13 protein-coding genes are annotated in these 15,813 nt (G+C 69.0%); 6 read left to right on the forward strand and 7 right to left on the reverse strand.

All coding sequences use genetic code 11. From position 1 onward, the window contains the following. Positions 1-30: 30 nt before the first annotated feature. From ABID97_RS25885 to ABID97_RS25915, 7 genes are all read right to left on the reverse strand, one after another. Positions 31-1,119 carry a tartrate dehydrogenase gene (locus tag ABID97_RS25885; RefSeq protein WP_354401999.1) on the reverse strand — a complete coding sequence of 363 codons (1,089 nt, stop codon included), beginning with the start codon at positions 1,117-1,119 and terminating at the stop codon, positions 31-33. Then, positions 1,116-2,771, reverse strand: coding sequence for an ABC transporter ATP-binding protein (locus ABID97_RS25890; RefSeq protein ID WP_354402001.1), 1,656 nt, complete (start codon positions 2,769-2,771; stop codon positions 1,116-1,118). The genes ABID97_RS25885 and ABID97_RS25890 overlap by 4 nt, the downstream gene beginning before the upstream one ends. Then, positions 2,771-3,676, reverse strand: coding sequence for an ABC transporter permease (locus tag ABID97_RS25895; protein ID WP_354402002.1), 906 nt, complete (start codon positions 3,674-3,676; stop codon positions 2,771-2,773). Before ABID97_RS25895 ends, ABID97_RS25890 begins: the two co-directional genes overlap by 1 nt. 10 nt (positions 3,677-3,686) lie before the next feature. Beyond that, on the reverse strand, positions 3,687-4,643 hold the full coding sequence (locus tag ABID97_RS25900) for an ABC transporter permease (RefSeq protein ID WP_354402004.1): 957 nt from the start codon (positions 4,641-4,643) through the stop codon (positions 3,687-3,689). Between the two features lie 40 nt (positions 4,644-4,683). Continuing rightward, positions 4,684-6,306 (reverse strand): ABC transporter substrate-binding protein, encoded by a 1,623-nt coding sequence (locus ABID97_RS25905; protein ID WP_354402005.1) that lies wholly within the window; start codon positions 6,304-6,306, stop codon positions 4,684-4,686. 80 nt (positions 6,307-6,386) lie between these two features. Beyond that, on the reverse strand, positions 6,387-7,679 hold the full coding sequence (locus ABID97_RS25910) for an NAD(P)/FAD-dependent oxidoreductase (RefSeq protein WP_354402006.1): 1,293 nt from the start codon (positions 7,677-7,679) through the stop codon (positions 6,387-6,389). Between the two features lie 34 nt (positions 7,680-7,713). Further along, on the reverse strand, positions 7,714-8,379 hold the full coding sequence (locus ABID97_RS25915; protein ID WP_055795106.1) for a haloacid dehalogenase type II: 666 nt from the start codon (positions 8,377-8,379) through the stop codon (positions 7,714-7,716). Positions 8,380-8,892: 513 nt separating this feature from the next. Here ABID97_RS25915 and ABID97_RS25920 point away from each other — a divergent pair. The 6 genes from ABID97_RS25920 (at position 8,893) to ABID97_RS25945 (ending at position 15,690) form a co-directional block, all read left to right on the forward strand. Further along, positions 8,893-9,771 (forward strand): GNAT family N-acetyltransferase, encoded by an 879-nt coding sequence (locus ABID97_RS25920; protein WP_354402008.1) that lies wholly within the window; start codon positions 8,893-8,895, stop codon positions 9,769-9,771. Between the two features lie 10 nt (positions 9,772-9,781). Beyond that, positions 9,782-10,720, forward strand: a complete 939-nt coding sequence (locus tag ABID97_RS25925; protein WP_354402009.1) for a 2-hydroxyacid dehydrogenase — start codon at positions 9,782-9,784, stop codon at positions 10,718-10,720. A 151-nt stretch (positions 10,721-10,871) separates the two neighbouring features. Beyond that, on the forward strand, positions 10,872-12,275 hold the full coding sequence (locus ABID97_RS25930; protein WP_354402011.1) for an aspartate aminotransferase family protein: 1,404 nt from the start codon (positions 10,872-10,874) through the stop codon (positions 12,273-12,275). 72 nt (positions 12,276-12,347) lie between these two features. Beyond that, a complete protein-coding gene (locus ABID97_RS25935) occupies positions 12,348-12,842 on the forward strand; it encodes an Lrp/AsnC family transcriptional regulator (RefSeq protein ID WP_354402012.1) in 495 nt (164 codons plus the stop codon). Between the two features lie 66 nt (positions 12,843-12,908). Continuing rightward, the gene (locus ABID97_RS25940) at positions 12,909-13,832 is read left to right on the forward strand and encodes a LysR substrate-binding domain-containing protein (protein WP_354402013.1); all 924 of its coding nucleotides are present in this window, start codon (positions 12,909-12,911) and stop codon (positions 13,830-13,832) included. Positions 13,833-13,953: 121 nt separating this feature from the next. Continuing rightward, positions 13,954-15,690 carry a carboxylesterase/lipase family protein gene (locus ABID97_RS25945; protein WP_354402014.1) on the forward strand — a complete coding sequence of 579 codons (1,737 nt, stop codon included), beginning with the start codon at positions 13,954-13,956 and terminating at the stop codon, positions 15,688-15,690. Positions 15,691-15,813: the final 123 nt, after the last annotated feature.

Here is a 15,813-nt window from a genome sequence, read left to right on the forward strand (position 1 = left end):
TGCAGACGAAGTCGTGAAGGGTTGTGGGGCTCAGGCAGCGGCGACGCGTTCGGCGATGGCGAGGCCAATCTCGGTGGTCGAGGCCGTGCCGCCCAGGTCGCGCGTGCGCGGCCCGTCGCGCAGCACCGCCTCGATGGCGCCGAGGATGGCGTCGTGCGCCGCGCGGCCCGCGCCTTGTCCCTGGGTGAGGAAGTCCAGCATCAGCGCGCCCGACCAGATCATTGCGATCGGGTTGGCTATGTTCTGGCCGTAGATGTCGGGCGCCGAGCCGTGCACCGGCTCGAAGAGCGACGGAAACTTGCGGTCCGGGTTCAGGTTGGCCGAGGGCGCGAGGCCGATGGTGCCGGTGGTCGCGGGCCCGAGGTCGGAGAGGATGTCGCCGAACAGGTTGCTCGCCACCACCACGTCGAAGCGCGTGGGCTGCAGCACGAAGCGCGCCGAGAGGATGTCGATGTGCTGCTTGTCGGCCTTCACCTCGGGGTAGTCGCGGCCGATGGCGTCGGCGCGGCCGTCCCACCAGGGCATGCTGATCGCGATGCCGTTGCTCTTGGTGGCCACGGTGAGGTGCTTGCGCGCACGGCTGTTCGCGAGCTCGTAGGCATAGCGCAGCACGCGGTCGGTGCCATGGCGCGAGAAGACCGACTCCTGGATCACGATCTCGCGCTCGGTGCCTTCGTACATCACGCCGCCGAGCGAGGTGTACTCGCCCTCGGTGTTCTCGCGCACCACCAGGTAGTCGATGTCGCCGGGCTTGCGGTTCGCGAGCGGGCAGGGCACGCCCTCGAAGAGGCGCACCGGGCGCAGGTTGATGTACTGGTCGAACTCGCGGCGGAACTTGAGCAGCGATCCCCAGAGCGAGACATGGTCTGGCACCGTCTCGGGCCAGCCGACCGCGCCGAAATAGAGCGCATCGACGCCGCGCAGCTGCTCCTTCCAGTCGTCCGGCATCATCTGGCCGTGCGCGGCGTAGTAGTCGCAGCTGGCCCAGTCGATGGTGCGGCAGTCGAGCTCGAAGCCGAAGCGCTCGGCCGCGGCCAGCACCACGCGCAAGCCCTCGGGCATCACTTCCTTGCCGATGCCGTCGCCGGCGATCAGCGCTATGCGGAACGTGGGAATCATGCGTGTATCTCCCGGGTTGGGTGGGCCGCTGCCGCTGTCGCGGCCGCGTGGTCCATGTCGTCGAGCCAGCCGCGGCGCAGCTCGGGCACCGAGCGCGCGAGCAGCTGGTAGTAGGGGTGGTGCGGGCCGCGGTCGTAGTCGGCGCGCGCCACCTGCGAGAGCTTGCGGCCGTGCTGCATCACCACGATCTCATCGCACACCGAACGCACCGTGTGCAGGTCGTGGCTGATGAACAGGTAGGACACGCCCAGTTCGCGCCGCAGCTCGGCCATGAGGTCGAGCACCGCGGCGGCCACCACCGTGTCCAGCGCCGAGGTCACCTCGTCGCAGAGGATCAGGTCGGGTTCGGCCGCCAGCGCACGCGCCAGGTTCACGCGCTGCTTCTGCCCGCCAGAAAGTCCGCCCGGCAGCCGGTCGGCCACGGTGCGCGGCAGCTTCACGAGGTCGAGCAGCTCGTGGATGCGCTGCTTGAGCGCCTCGCCGCGCAGTCCCTTGTAGAACTGCAGTGGCCGCGCGAGGATGCGCCAGATGGTCTGCGACGGGTTCAAGGCCGTGTCGGCCATCTGGAACACGATCTGGATGCGGCGCAGCTCTTCGGGGCTGCGCTGCTGCAGCGTGGGCTTGAGCGCGTGCCCGTCGAACATGACGCTGCCGTGGCAGGGCTTCAGCAGCCCGGCGACGGCGCGCGCCAGCGTGGTCTTGCCCGAGCCCGATTCACCGATCACGCCGATGGCCTGGCCGCGGTACAGCTTCAGGTTGATGTCCTCGAGGATCAGCTTGGCCGGCTGGCCCTTGGCATCGACCGGGCCGTAGCCGCATGAAAGCTCCTTCACCTCGAGCAGCAGCGCGGAGTCGCCCGAGGCCTGGCCCGAGGCGCGCACTGCGGGCCGTGCCGCCGCGAGCAGCGACTTGGTGTAGTCGTCGGCCGGCGCCGAGAGGATCTGCTCGGTCGCGTTGAGCTCGCTCATCTTGCCGTTGCGCAGCACCAGGATGTGGTCGGCCATCTGCGCCACCACGGCCAGGTCGTGGCTCACGTACACGGCCGTGGCGCGGCGCTCGCGCACCACGCGGCGGAACGCGCGCAGCACCTCGATCTGCGTGGTCACGTCCAGCGCGGTGGTCGGCTCGTCGAGGATCACGAGGTCGGGATCGCCGATCAGCGCCATGGCCGCCATCAGCCGCTGCAGCTGGCCGCCGGAGACCTGGTGCGGATAGCGCGAGCCGATGTTGTCCGGATCGGGCAGCGCCAGTTCGCGGAACAGCTGCACCGCCTTGGCCTCGGCTTCTTCCCGCTTGCACAGGCCGTGGATGACGGTGGGCTCGACCACCTGGTCCATGATCGTGCGCGAGGGATTGAAGGAGGCGGCCGCGCTCTGCGCGATGTAGGAGACCGTGCGGCCGCGCAGGCTGCGCTGTCGCGCCGCGTCGAGTGCCAGCACGTCGGTGTCGCCGATCTGCACGCGGCCGCCCGCGATGCGGCATCCGCTGCGCGCATAGCCCATCAGCGCCAGCGCGGTGGTGGTCTTGCCGGAACCGGATTCGCCGATCAGCGCCAGCACCTCGCCGGGCTGGACCGAGAAGCTCAGGTTGTCGACCAGCGTGCTGTTGCCCGCCTCGATGCGCAGGCCCTGGACAGTGAGTGGTGCGCCCATCAGCGTGCTCCTCGTTCGCGCGCGGCTCGGCCGGGCAGGTTGTCGATGACGAGATTGACCGCGATGGTCAAACTCGCGATGGCCAGCGCGGGCACGATCACCGAGGCGCCGCCCATGGCCAGCGCACCGATGTTCTCGCGCACCAGCGAGCCCCAGTCGGCCGCGGGCGGCTGGATGCCCAGGCCCAGGAAGCTCAGGCTCGCCAGCAGCAGCACCACGTAGACGAAGCGCAGCCCCAGGTCGGCCAGCATCGGGCCCAGGATGTTGGGCAGGATCTCGCGCAGCATGATGTAGAGCGTTCCCTCGCCGCGCGTGCGCGCCACGGTCACGTAGTCGAGTGCGTTGATGTTGACGGCCAGCGAGCGCGCCATGCGGTAGGCGCCGGGCACGTAGATGATGCCCGCCGTGACCACCAGCATCGGCACCGACGAACCGAAGCCCGCCACCATGATGAGCGCGAACATCTTGCTCGGAATGGCCGTGAGCGTGTCGAGGCCGCGGCTCAGCACCGCGTCGATCCAGCGGCCGCTGGCGGCGGCCAGCAGCGCCAGCACGGTGCCGGTTCCGCTGGCCAGCAGCGTGGCCAGCAGCGCGACGCCGATGGTGTAGCGCGCGCCCTCGATGATCAGCGCCAGCATGTCGCGGCCGAGATAGTCGGTGCCCAGCCAGTGCTTCGCGCTGATCGGCTCGAAGACGTTCGACGTGCCCGCGGCGGCCATGCCTTGCGACGTCAGCCAGGGGCCGAGCAGTGCCGCGAGCAACCAGAACACCAGCACCGCAAGCCCGATGAGGCCGGACGGGCCGAAGCTCGCGAGCCAGCGCAGCGGGCCGCCCCGGCGCTCTGGCGGCGCGGGTGCCAGGAGCGCCGTGGCGCTCACGGCCGTTGGAGAAGTGGAGGTTTCCATGGAGCTTCCTTCAGCGGTGCCGCAGCCGCGGGTTGGCGAGAATGCCGCAGATGTCGGCTGTGGTCACCAGGATCAGGTAGGCGCAGCAGAAGATCATGGCGCAGGTCTGCACCAGCGGCATGTCGCGCTGCGAGACGCCATCGACCATGAGCTTGGCGATGCCCGGATAGTTGAAGATGGTCTCGACGATGATCACGCCGCCCAGCAGGTACGACAGGCTCAGCGCCACGGCATTGGCGATCGGCCCCACCGCGTTGGGCAGCGCGTGCGCCAGCACCATGCGCATCGGCGAGGCGCCCTTGAGTCGCACCATCTCGATGTAGGGAGCCTCGAGCTGGTCGATCACCGCGGCGCGCGTCATGCGCATCATCTGCGCGATGATCACGCAGCACAGCACCAGCACCGGCATGGCGAAGGCGCGCAGCAGCTGGCCCAGCGACTCGATGTCGTTGACGAAGGAGAGCGCAGGCAGCCATCGCAGCTGGACCGCGAACACCAGCACCGCCAGCGTCGCGACCAGGAACTCCGGCACCGACACCACGCCCACCGCCGTCGTCGAGGCCGCGCGGTCGAACCACGAGCCGCGCCACACCGCCGACGCGATGCCGAGCGCCAGCGCGATCGGCACCGAGAACAGCGCCGTGACGGCGGCCAGCAGCAGCGAGTTGGGCAGGCGGCTGGCGACCAGCTCGCCCACCGGCATCTGCGTGGTCGCGGAGCGGCCGGGGTCGCCCTTGAGCATGCCGACCAGCCATTTCGCGTAGCGCTCGGGCGCCGGCACGTCCAGGCCCATCTGCGCGCGCAGCGCGGCCACGGCTTCCGGCGTGGCGTCCTGGCCGAGCTGCTCCTGCGCGGCGTCGCCGGGCAGCACCGCGGTGATCGAAAACACGATCACCGACACCGCCAGCAGCGAAAGTAGCGCCAGCGCGATGCGCTGGCCCAGAAGCTTCAGGATCACATGGTTCATGTCGATGCTCCTCGGGGCGGGACGCGCGGCGGCTGGCGCCTCACGCCTCCAGCCATACGTTCTCGGCGAAGTTGTAGCCCATGAGGCCGCCCAGCGGGATCGGCGACAGGCCCTTGAGCTTGGAGGAGTGGCCGTCCAGGCTCGAGAGGAACAGCGGGATGCCGATGCCGGCGTCCTGGTGGATCATGGTCTGCATGTCGGCATACATCTGCTTGCGCTTGGCCAGGTCGGTCTCGGCGCGCGAGGCCAGCAGCAGCTGGTCGAACTTGTCGCTCTTCCAGCGCGACTCGTTCCAGGCAGCGCCCGACTGGAAGAACTGCGTCAGCAGCACGTCGGCGCTCGGGCGCGGGTTCACGTTGCCGAAGCCCACGTGGCTGTTGAGCCAGTGGTTCGACCAGTAGCCGTCGGCCGGCATGCGCTTGATGTCGATCTCCAGCCCGGCGCGCTGCGCGGTCTGCTGCAGCAACAGGGCCATCTCGACCGAGTACAGCGCCGCGGGCGAGGCCACCATCGGCACCTTGCCGGTGATGCCGGACTTCTGCAGGTGGAACTTCGCCTTGTCCAGGTCGAAGGGGCGCTGCGGCAGGCCCGAGAAGTAGAAGCGGTTGGTCGGGTCAATCGGCTGGTCGTTGCCGACCACCGCGTAGTCCAGCGCAATGGTCTTCTTCATCTGCTCGCGGTCGAACAGGTGCTTCATGCCCAGCACGAAGTCGGGGTTGGCGCCGGGGCCCACGTCCTTGCGCATGATGAGGTCGGAGTACTGGCCCGACTGCGTGACCAGGATGCCGAAGCCGGGCGTGCCCTTCACGCGCTCCACCGAGCGTGGATTGACCGAGCCGACCAGGTCCATGCCGCCCGACAGCAGCGCATTGACGCGCGCGCTCTCGTCGCCGATGCCCACGAACTCGATCTCGTCCAGGTAGGGCTTGCCGGGCTTCCAGTAGGCGTCGTTGCGCACCATGAGCGAGCGCACGCCGGGCTTGAACTCCTTGAGCTTGTAGGGGCCGGTGCCGATTCCGGCGTTGAAGTCGGTGGTGCCTTCCTTGACGATGTGGAAGTGGAAGGTGCCCAGGATCACCGGCAGGTCGGCGTTCGGCGAGGTGAGCACGAAGGTCACTTCATTGGCGCCCGTGGCCTTGGCGCTCTCGATCTGTTCGGCGAGCACCTTGGCCTTGGACGCGACCGCGGGGTCCTTGTGGCGCATGACCGAGAACACCACGTCGGCCGGCGTCAGCGCCTTGCCGTCGTGGAAGGTCACGCCCTTGCGCAGCGTGAAGACCCAGGTCTTGGCGTCCTTGGTGGTGAACGACTCGGCCAGCGCAGGCTGCGGCGTCAGGCTGGCGTCCAGCGAGGTGAGGCTGTTGTAGACCATGTTGCAGCGCGAGTAGTCGGTCTGGTTCGACTGCTTGGCCGGATCGAGCGTGTCGGTGGCGGCGGCGGTGGCGCCCGCCACGCGGATGCGGCCGCCCTTCCTGGGCGTTTGCGCATGGGCGGTCATCGCCATGCCGGCGAGGCCGCCGGCCAGCGTGGCCTGCATGCCACCGGCCATCAGCATCGCGAGGATGTCGCGCCGCGATGCGCCGCGTTTCAGCGATTCCATCACGCGAAGGCTTTCGCTGGGACCGACGAGGTTTTGGAACCTCTTGTTGCTGCTGTCGCTCATGGTGGGGTACTCCTGTGAAGCCGGTGACTGAGGGTTGAAGAACAAACAAACACGGAACGAAATCGGTGGACGCGCGGCGCTCAGGCCAGCTTGTCCTTGAGCGAGTAGTAGAGCCCGACCGCCGGCAGGAACCAGGGCGGGCCGACATGGCCGGGGATGGCGGGCCAGTCGCGGTCCTGCCAGGGGTTGGCGCCGGCGTCGCCGTTCATGACGGCGGCCATGCGCTCGCCCATGTGGACCGACATCTGCGTGCCGTGGCCGCTGTAGCCCATGGCGTAGTAGAGGCCGTCGCGCTCGCCGGCATGGGGCAGGCGGTCCTGCGTCATGTCGACCAGTCCGCCCCAGCAGTAGTCCAGCCGCACGCTGCCGAGCTGCGGGAAGGTTTCGGCCAGTCCGGCGCGCAGGATCTCGCCGCTCGCGGCATCGGCCTGCGGGCTGGACACCGAGAAGCGCGCGCGTCCGCCGAACACCAGCCGGTGGTCGGCCGTGAGCCTGAAGTAGTGATGGATGTTCGCGACCGTGGTGTAGGTGCGCCGCGCCGCGAGCAGCGCCTGCGCACGCTCCGCGCCAAGCGGCTCGGTCACGACGATGAAGCTGCCGATCGGCACGATGCGCCGGCGCAGCCAGCCGAAGCTGCCGTAGCCGCCGTGGCGCGTGGCACCCGTGGCCAGCAGCACCTGCTGCGCCGTGACGGTACCGCCCGCGGTGTGCAGCCTGTGCGCATGGCCTTGGCCCAGCCGCTCGATGCGGTTCACCTGGGTGCCGGTGTGGATCTGCGCGCCGTGGCGCTGCGCGGCCTCGGCCAGGCCGCGGGCGAAGCGGCCCATGTGCATCTGGCCGCTGCGCTTGTAGAGCAGGCCGCCGTGGAAGCGCTCGCTCTGCACCTCGCTGCGCACCTGCGACGCATCGAGGATCTCGACGTCGGTGTCCACGCCATCGGCGACCAGGCGCTGCGCGCTGCGTTCGAGCGCGGCCATCTGGTGGGCGCGCGTGGCGAGCTTGAGCTTGCCGTGCCGCATGAAGTCGCAGTCGATCGCCTCGTCGCGCACCAGCCGCGCCACGGTGTCCACCGCGTCGTCGTAGGCGTGGTACCAGGCGCGCGCCTTGTCGATGCCGACCTTGGCCGCCACCTCGGCGTAGTCCACTGCCAGCCCGTTGTTGACGTGGCCGCCATTGCGGCCCGACGCCTCGGCCGCCACGCGCGTGCCGGCCTCCAGCACCGCGACGTTGGCGCCGCGCCGGGCGAGGGCCAGTGCCGCCGACAGGCCGGTGAAGCCGCCGCCGACGATCGCCACGTCCACCTGCGCGGGCAGCGCGTGCACTGCGGGCGAGAAGGCCGGGGCGGAATCGGTCCAGTAGGAGTCGAGCTTCATGGCGAGGGCGGTTGAACGCGTGGAAAGGAAAAGATCAGAGGCCGACGACGCCGGGCAGGCCGCCGATGTCCTTGATCTCGGTGTAGCGGTAGGCCGGATTGCCCGGGCCGTGGCCGCGATTGACGAACACCTTGTTGACGATGCCGATGTCGTCGGCCGACATCAGGTCGTAGCGCAGGCTCGACGACACATGCAGCACGTCTTCGGGGTTGCAGCCCAGCGAGTCGAGCATGTATTCGAAGGCCTGCAGGCGCGGCTTGTAGGCCTGGGCCTGCTGCGCGGTGTAGACGCGGTGGAACGGTGCGCCGAGCATGGCGACGTTCTTCTGGATCTGGTCGTCCGAGGCGTTGGACAGGATGACCAGCGGGATTTCCTTGGCCACCTTGGCGAGGCCTGCGGCGACGTCGTCGTGCGGGCTCCAGGTGGGCACTGCGTCGTAGATCTTCTGCGCGTCCAGGTCGAAGTACTGGATCTTCCATTTTTTGCAGAGGCGCCGCACTGCGTTCTTCAGCACCACCTCGTAGGGCTTCCAGTCGCCCAGAACCTCGTCGAAACGATAGGCGGTGAAGTCGGCATGAAACTCGGCCATGCGCTCGGCTGGAACGCGGTCGGCGAAAAGGTCGGCGGCCATCTCCTTCATGCGGAACCGGGTGAGGGTGCCGTAGCAGTCGAAGGTCACGTATTTGGGACGGAAGGTCATGGTCTCGGTTCCTGTTTAAAGGGTGGCAAATGCGACAAACTCATCACGAAGCGATTGCAGCACGCCCCCGCTCGAGGTATGTAGGGAAAAGCGGTGCGTTGCGAAGCGAAGCTGCGGTTTGCAGGGCCGGCGACGGCATGCCGTGCGGTGTGCCCTGCGGGCGTGCGGCCATGCACCTCGGTGCGTCGCCGCCGAGGCCGCAGGCACGCTTTTGAAGCGCGCTGCGGCCCCGGCAAACCGGCGCGCCGGGCTGTTGCCGATGGATGTTTCGCGGATCGAAGGCGTGCATGGCGGAGGTCTCCGGGGCAGGTTGGCAAGGGGTCGTCGATCCTAGGCAGGATGGCTCGGCATTTGTGTGCGTATCCGGCCGCGCCGCCGCATCGAATTGCGAAACCGGGGTGCGTGGCAGCCGAAGCTTGCAAGTTGCGAAAGAGCGCAGATTGGCTATGGTGCGGCGCCGCAATGTCGTCCAAGATGGGCCCGCCCTTCCTTCGACACAGAGAGTTTTTTCCCATGCCCGAACCTATTTCGAACGCACCCGCCGCGGACGGCGTGGTGCTCAGGCCGATGACGGCCGCCGACCTTCCGCATGCGCATGCGCTGTCCGCCGAGCTTCGCTGGCCGCACCGCCCCGCGGACTGGGAACAGGCGTTCTCGCATGCCGAGGGCATCGCGGTCGAGCGCGACGGCGAGCTCGTCGCGACCGGCCTGCGCTGGCTCTGGGGCAAGACCCACGCCACCATCGGCCTGGTGATCGTCTCGCCCGCCTGCCAGGGCCGCCGCATCGGGCACCGGCTCATGAGCGCCTTGCTCGACGGGCTGGACGGGCGCACGGTGCTGCTGCATGCCACCCCCGAAGGCCGTGGGCTCTACGAACGGCTCGGCTTCGTGCGCACGGGCGAGATGCGCCAGCACCAGGGCATCGCGCTGCCGGCCCCGCTGGTCGCGCTGCAGCCGGGCTGGCGGCTGCGGCCCGCCGGGCTCAATGAACTGCCCGCGCTGCAGGCGCTCGATGCCGCGGCGCGGGGCATGCCGCGCGACGCGCTGATCGCCGACCTGCTGCAGGGCGCCGATGCCTGCGTGGTGCTCGACCACGACAACCAGCCCAAGGGCTTCGCGATGCTGCGGCGCTTCGGCCGCGGCCATGCGATCGGCCCGGTGGTCGCGCCCGACACGGAGGGCGCGAAGGCATTGATCGCGCATCTGGCGGGCATGAACGCCGGTGCCTTCACGCGCATCGACATCGACTTCGAAAGCGGCTTGGCCGAATGGCTCGAGAGCATCGGCCTCCTGCGCGTGGATGCGCCGACGACGATGGTGCGCGGCGAGCCGCTCGCTGCGGCGCCGGAAGGGCCGTCGCTGTTCGCCATCGTGACGCAGGCCGTGGGCTGAAGGCGGCGCCATGACGAAGACCACCACCTTTCTCTACAAGTCCGATCCCGTGCGCGGCCGCCAATGGGCCGAGGTGTTCGGGCGCGACCGGCCCGACATCGACTTTCGCATCTGGCCCGACATCGGCGATGCGGCGCAGGTGCGCTTTCTCGCGGCCTGGGAGCCGCCGCCGGACCTGGCCGGGCGCTTTCCGAATCTCGAGGTGCTGTTCTCCTCGGGTGCGGGCGTCGACCAGTTCGATTTTTCGGCGCTGCCCGAGGCATTGCCCGTGGTGCGCATGATCGAGCCCGGCATCGTGCGCGGCATGGTCGAGTACGTGACGCATGCGGTGCTCGGCCTGCACCGCGACATGCCGCAGTACCGTCGCCAGCAGCAGGAAGGGTTGTGGAAGGCGCTCCCGGTGCGCCCGGCCGGCCAACGGCGCGTGGGCGTGCTGGGGCTCGGCTCGCTCGGCCAGGCCGTGCTGGCGCAGCTGGTGTCGCTCGGCTTCGACTGCGCGGGCTGGAGCCGCTCGCGCCACGAGGCCGAAGGGGTGCAATGCCATGCGGGCGCCGACGAGTTGCCGGCTTTTCTTGCGCGCACCGACATCCTCGTGTGCCTGCTGCCGCTCACCGATTCGACGCGCGGCTTTCTCGATGCGAAGCTGTTCGCGATGCTGCCGCAGGGCGCGGGCCTGGTGCACGTGGGCCGCGGCCCGCACCTGGTCGAGCGCGACCTCCTCGATGCGCTGGCCAGCGGCCGGATCGGCGACGCGGTGCTCGACGTGACCGACCCCGAGCCACTGCCGCCCACGCATGCGTTCTGGCGCCATCCGCGCATCGAGATCACGCCGCACATCGCGAGCATGACGCAGCCGCTGAGCGCAGCCGAGGCCGTGCTCGACAACCTGCGCCGCTGCGAAGCCGGCGAGCCGATGATCGGTCTGGTGGACCGCGCCAAGGGCTACTGAAAAGGCGCGCCGCATGATGTGCTGTGGCAAGGCGCATTACCGCAGCGTGCTTTGTGCAGCACCCCCAAAGCAGCACCACGCCGCACGGCGCGGCGCCTAAGCTGAGGGCATCGAAAGCTTCCTCCGCTCTCGCTTCAAACCCCACACCGCCATGACGCATCCCACCGCATTGCCGCACCATGCCACGCTCGACGCCATCGACCGTGCCCACCTGATCCATCCCGTCTCGCCCTGGCGCACGCACGAGCAGCGCGGCCCCACCGTGCTGGCCTCGGCGCGCGGTTCCTGGCTGACCGATGCCAATGGCCACGAGCTGCTCGACGCCTTCGCGGGCCTGTGGTGCGTGAACGTGGGCTACGGCCAGGAGAGCGTGGTGCAGGCCGCGGCCGAGCAGATGCGGCAGCTGCCCTATGCCACGGGCTACTTCCACTTCAGCAGCGCGCCGGCCATCCGCCTCGCGGAAAAGCTGGTGCAGGTCACGCCCGCCTCGCTGACCCGCGTGTACATGACGCTCGGCGGCTCCGAGGCCATCGACGCCGCCGTGCGCTTCATCGTGCAGTACTACAACGCGATCGGCAAGCCATCGAAGAAGCAGTTCATTGCGCTGGAGCGCGGCTATCACGGCTCGTCGTCGACGGGCGCCGGCCTCACGGCGCTGCCCGCCTTCCATCGCGGCTTCGACCTGCCGCTGCCCACGCAGCACTACATTCCTTCGCCCAACCCGTACCGCCACGCACAAGGTGCCGATCCCCAGGCGCTGATCGCCGCCTCGGTGGCTTCGCTGCGCGCCAAGGTGGCCGAGCTCGGCGCCGACAACGTGGCCGCCTTCTTCTGCGAGCCGATCCAGGGCTCGGGCGGCGTCATCGTGCCGCCCAAGGGCTGGCTCAAGGCCATGCGCGATGCCGCGCGCGAGCTCGACATCCTCTTCGTGGTGGACGAGGTCATCACCGGCTTCGGCCGCACCGGCCCGATGTTCGCCTGCGAGGCCGAGGGCGTGGAGCCCGACCTGATGACCATGGCCAAGGGCCTGACCTCGGGCTACGTGCCGATGGGCGCGACCATGATGTCGGAGAAGGTCTATGCCGGCATCGCCGACGGCACGCCCGCGGGCGTGCCGGTGGGCCATGGCGCCACCTACTCGGCCCACCCGGTGAGCGCCGCGGTCGCGCTCGAGGTGCTGCGCCTGTACGAAGAGGGCGGGGTGCTCGCCAACGGACAGCGCGTTGCGGCCCACTTTGCAGCCGGGCTCGACGCCCTGAGCGCGCATCCGCTGGTGGGGGATTCGCGCCACCGCGGCCTGCTGGGCGCGCTGGAGCTCGTGAGCGACAAGCAGAGCAAGCGCGGCTTCGATGCGGCGCTGGGTTTGTCGGAGCGCATCTTTTCCGCCGGCTACCGCAACGGGCTCGTGTTCCGCGCCTTCGGCGACAACATCCTGGGCTTTGCGCCGGCGCTCACCTTCACCGAAGACGAGTTCGCCCAGATGTTCGTGCGCCTGAAGAAAACCCTGGACGACGTGCTGGACGCCGCCGACGTGCGCGCGGCGCTGGCGGCCTGAGCGGGAAAGCACTGCCCGGGGCGCCTGCCGGCAAAGCAGAATCGGACCATCTCCGCTTTTTTCAGGACCGCCATGTCTGAAGCCTTCAAGATCGACCGACTCGACCTGCGCATCCTTGCCCAGCTGCAGCAGAACGGGCGCATGACCAACGTCGACCTCGCCGATGCGGTCGGGCTCTCGCCCAGCCCCTGCCTGATCCGCGTCAAGCGGCTCGAGCAGGCCGGCTACATCGCGGGCTATGGCGCGCACCTGCGGCTCGAGAAGCTCGGCGACACGCTCACCGTGTTCACCGAGGTCACGCTGCAGGACCACCACCGCGAAGACTTCGTGCGCTTCGAGACCGCCATCCGCGAGGTGGACGAGGTGCTCGAATGCCACCTCGTGAGCGGCGGCTACGACTACCTGCTGCGCTTCCTGACGCGCGGCGTGAATCACTACCAGGAAGTGATCGAGGAGCTGCTCGAACGCAACATCGGCATCTCGAAGTACTTCAGCTACATCGTCATCAAGTCGCCGTTCATCAAGACGCATTGTCCGATCGAGCGGCTGTTTCCGCACCCGCGCTGAGCGGGGCCCTGGCGGGGAGGCCGCCGGTCACAGAGCGACGGCCGTGAGCACCTAAGATGGCTCCCCATGGATGAACTGCCCAAGCTGTTCCAGGACCTGATGGCCTTCGCTGCCGTCGTGGACGCCGGCGGGTTCAATGCCGCGGGCGCCAGGTTCGGGGTTCCTCCCTCGCGGCTGAGCCGCTCGGTCGCGGCGCTCGAAAAGAGCCTGGGCGTGCATCTGCTCGTGCGCACCTCGCGCCGCTTCACGGTGACCGATATCGGCCAACGCACCTACGACGATGCATTGAGTGTTCGCGCGCAGCTGCAAGGCGCCGTGGCCGCGGCCAGCGATTCGCGCGGTGAACCGGCGGGCTTGCTGCGGGTCTCGTGTCCCATGGCGCTGGCCTCGGCCCTGGTCGGCCGCATCGCCATCGAGTTCATGGCGCGGCATCCGCGTGTGAAGATCGTCGTCGAGTCGACCGATGGCCGCAGCCGTCCTTTCATGGCGCCGGCCGACCTGGCCATACAGCCGAGCCTGCAGCCACTTCGCGATTCGAGCCTGGTCGCGCGTCGCCTCGCCAATGCGCACTACGTGGTCGTGAGCGCACCCGGTCTCTCACACGGCATCCCGTCGGATCCCGGACCGTCGGACTTTCCCTGCTTTCCGGCCGTGGGATGGACCTTCCTTCCCGATCCTGCGCACTGGTCCCTGCAGCATCCGCGCCATGGTTCGCACGAGATCACCGTGGACGTGCGCTTCAGCACCGACAACCTGCTGCTCATTCGCGAAGCGGCACTGGCCGGGTTGGGCGTCGCACAACTGCCGCACGCACTGTGCCGCCGGGACATCGAAGAAGGCCGACTGCGCGTGATTGCGCCCGAGTGGGCTGCGCCCGAGGTCGGCATCTACGTGCTGTATCCCTCGCGCCGTGGGCTCACGCTGGCGGGGCGCCGGTTCATCGATGCGCTGGAAGAGGGCATGGCCTCGCTCGAACGCGAGCCGCGCTGACCACCCGGCATCGTTGCACTGCTGGAACGTTGCATTGCGCGGGCGGCCTTATGCAAAGCTCGCGCGATCCCTAGCATTCTTCCTGGCCGTTCGCCCCGGGCGGTAGATCGACAGGAGACATATGCAAGAAGACGCTCTTCGCGCCGCGGCCACACGCCGGCGCTTCCTGCTTTCAGGTGCCGCTCTGGCGAGCGCCTCCCTGGTGGGCTGCGGTGGTGGCGGCGGCAGCGGCGCCAGCGGCATCGGAATCGTCGGCGGCGCGGGTGGCACCGTCGGCACCGGTGCTGGCGGCGATGACAGTCTCGTCGCATCCACCGCGTCCGGCCGTTATCGCGGCCGGCAGCAGGACGGCGTCGCTTCGTGGCTGGGCATTCCCTACGCGCAGCCGCCGGTGGGGCCCCTGCGCTTCCAGGCGCCGCGGCCCGTCCAGCCTGTCACCGGCATCGTCGACGCCGCTGCCTTCGGGGCAGCCAGCCTGCAGACCGTCGGGGGCATGGTGTCCTGGATCTATCCAACGCCGGAGCTTCAAAGCGAAGACTGCCTGACGCTCAACGTGTGGAGCCCATCGGGCGCCCAGCGGCTGCCGGTGATCGTCTGGTTCCATGGAGGCGGCTTTCGCACCGGCGCCACCGGCATGCCGCTCATGAACGGCAAGTTGCTGGCGCAGCGCGGCGTCGTCGTGGTCACGGCCAACTATCGCCTGGGCGCGCTCGGCCTGCTGTCCCATCCGGACTTCGCCGATGCGGGCAATGGCGCCACGGCCAACTGGCAGTTGCAGGACATGGACGCGGCGCTGCGTTGGGTGCGCGACAACATCGGCGCATTCGGCGGCGATCCGGCAAGAGTGTGTGTCGTGGGCCAATCGGGCGGCGCCATGCACACGGCGATGCTGGCGCAGAACCCTGCGTACCGCGGCACCTTCCAGAAGGCCGTGCTGCTGAGCCCGCCGAACGTGGCACCGCCCGCCTCATTGACCGTGACGGACGCGGCGGCCTACACCGAGCTGCTCGCAACAAAACTCGGCACCACGCCACGCGGGCTGCGGGACGTGCCCGCAAAGGCGCTGCACGATGCGGAGCTGGCCCAGAATGCGGCGCCGCTGCCGGCGGGATTCGCCTCGGGGGCATCGCCCTACAAGCTCGCGCCGCTTATCGACGGCAAGACCTACCTGGGCGACTGGACCCGGCGCGACTGGCCCGCGGACCTGCCCGTGGTGATCGACTACACGCTCGACGAAGGCGCGTTCTGGTGGGACCTGTACGACCCGGCGAGCAACAGCATGCTCACGCCGACGCCTCCCGGCACGCTGCCCGCCGTTGGCGCCGCGCTGGTCGCCCAGCTCGGCGGCCGAACCGACGCTGCGAACACGGTCATCGACGTGTATGTTCAAGCCGCGCTTGCGGAAGGGCGGCCGACGACGCCGTCGCTGCTGTGGACGGACATCTTCGGCGACCAGTTGCTGCGCAATTTCGGAACCCGCTATGCAGCCCGGCTTTCCGCGGCCGGCGTGCCGGTCCGTCTTGGCACCTACATGCATGCGGTCAAGGCGCCGGGGCGCGGCGTGCCGCACTGCGCCGATGTGCCCATGCTGTTCGGCACCTACGGACTGAACTACTACCGCGACAAGCTCGGTGCCACGCCGCAGGAGGCCCAGTTGTCCAACCAGTTCATGGCGGCCATGGTGTCGTTCGCCAGCGAGGCCCAGCCCAGGCTCGGCACCGGCGAAGCCTGGCCGCTGTACCGGCCCGGAACCGCGACTTCCGTGCGCTGGGGCGAAGGCGCGACGGGCGACACCGTGCTGGGTGCGGTGCCAAAGCTGGACCAGCTGAAGGTCTGGGACGCGGTGCTGGGGTATTGAGGGGCGCTGCGATACTCGAGATATCGCGTTTGCTGTCAAAGTGCCCCCGGCCGAGCCGCCGTGATCGTCCTCTGGGCAAGTGTGGTGCAAGCAGGGCCCGATTGGCAAGACCAACCTGGAGTA

The organism is Variovorax sp. OAS795 (genome assembly GCF_040546685.1).
Taxonomy (GTDB): domain Bacteria; phylum Pseudomonadota; class Gammaproteobacteria; order Burkholderiales; family Burkholderiaceae_C; genus Variovorax.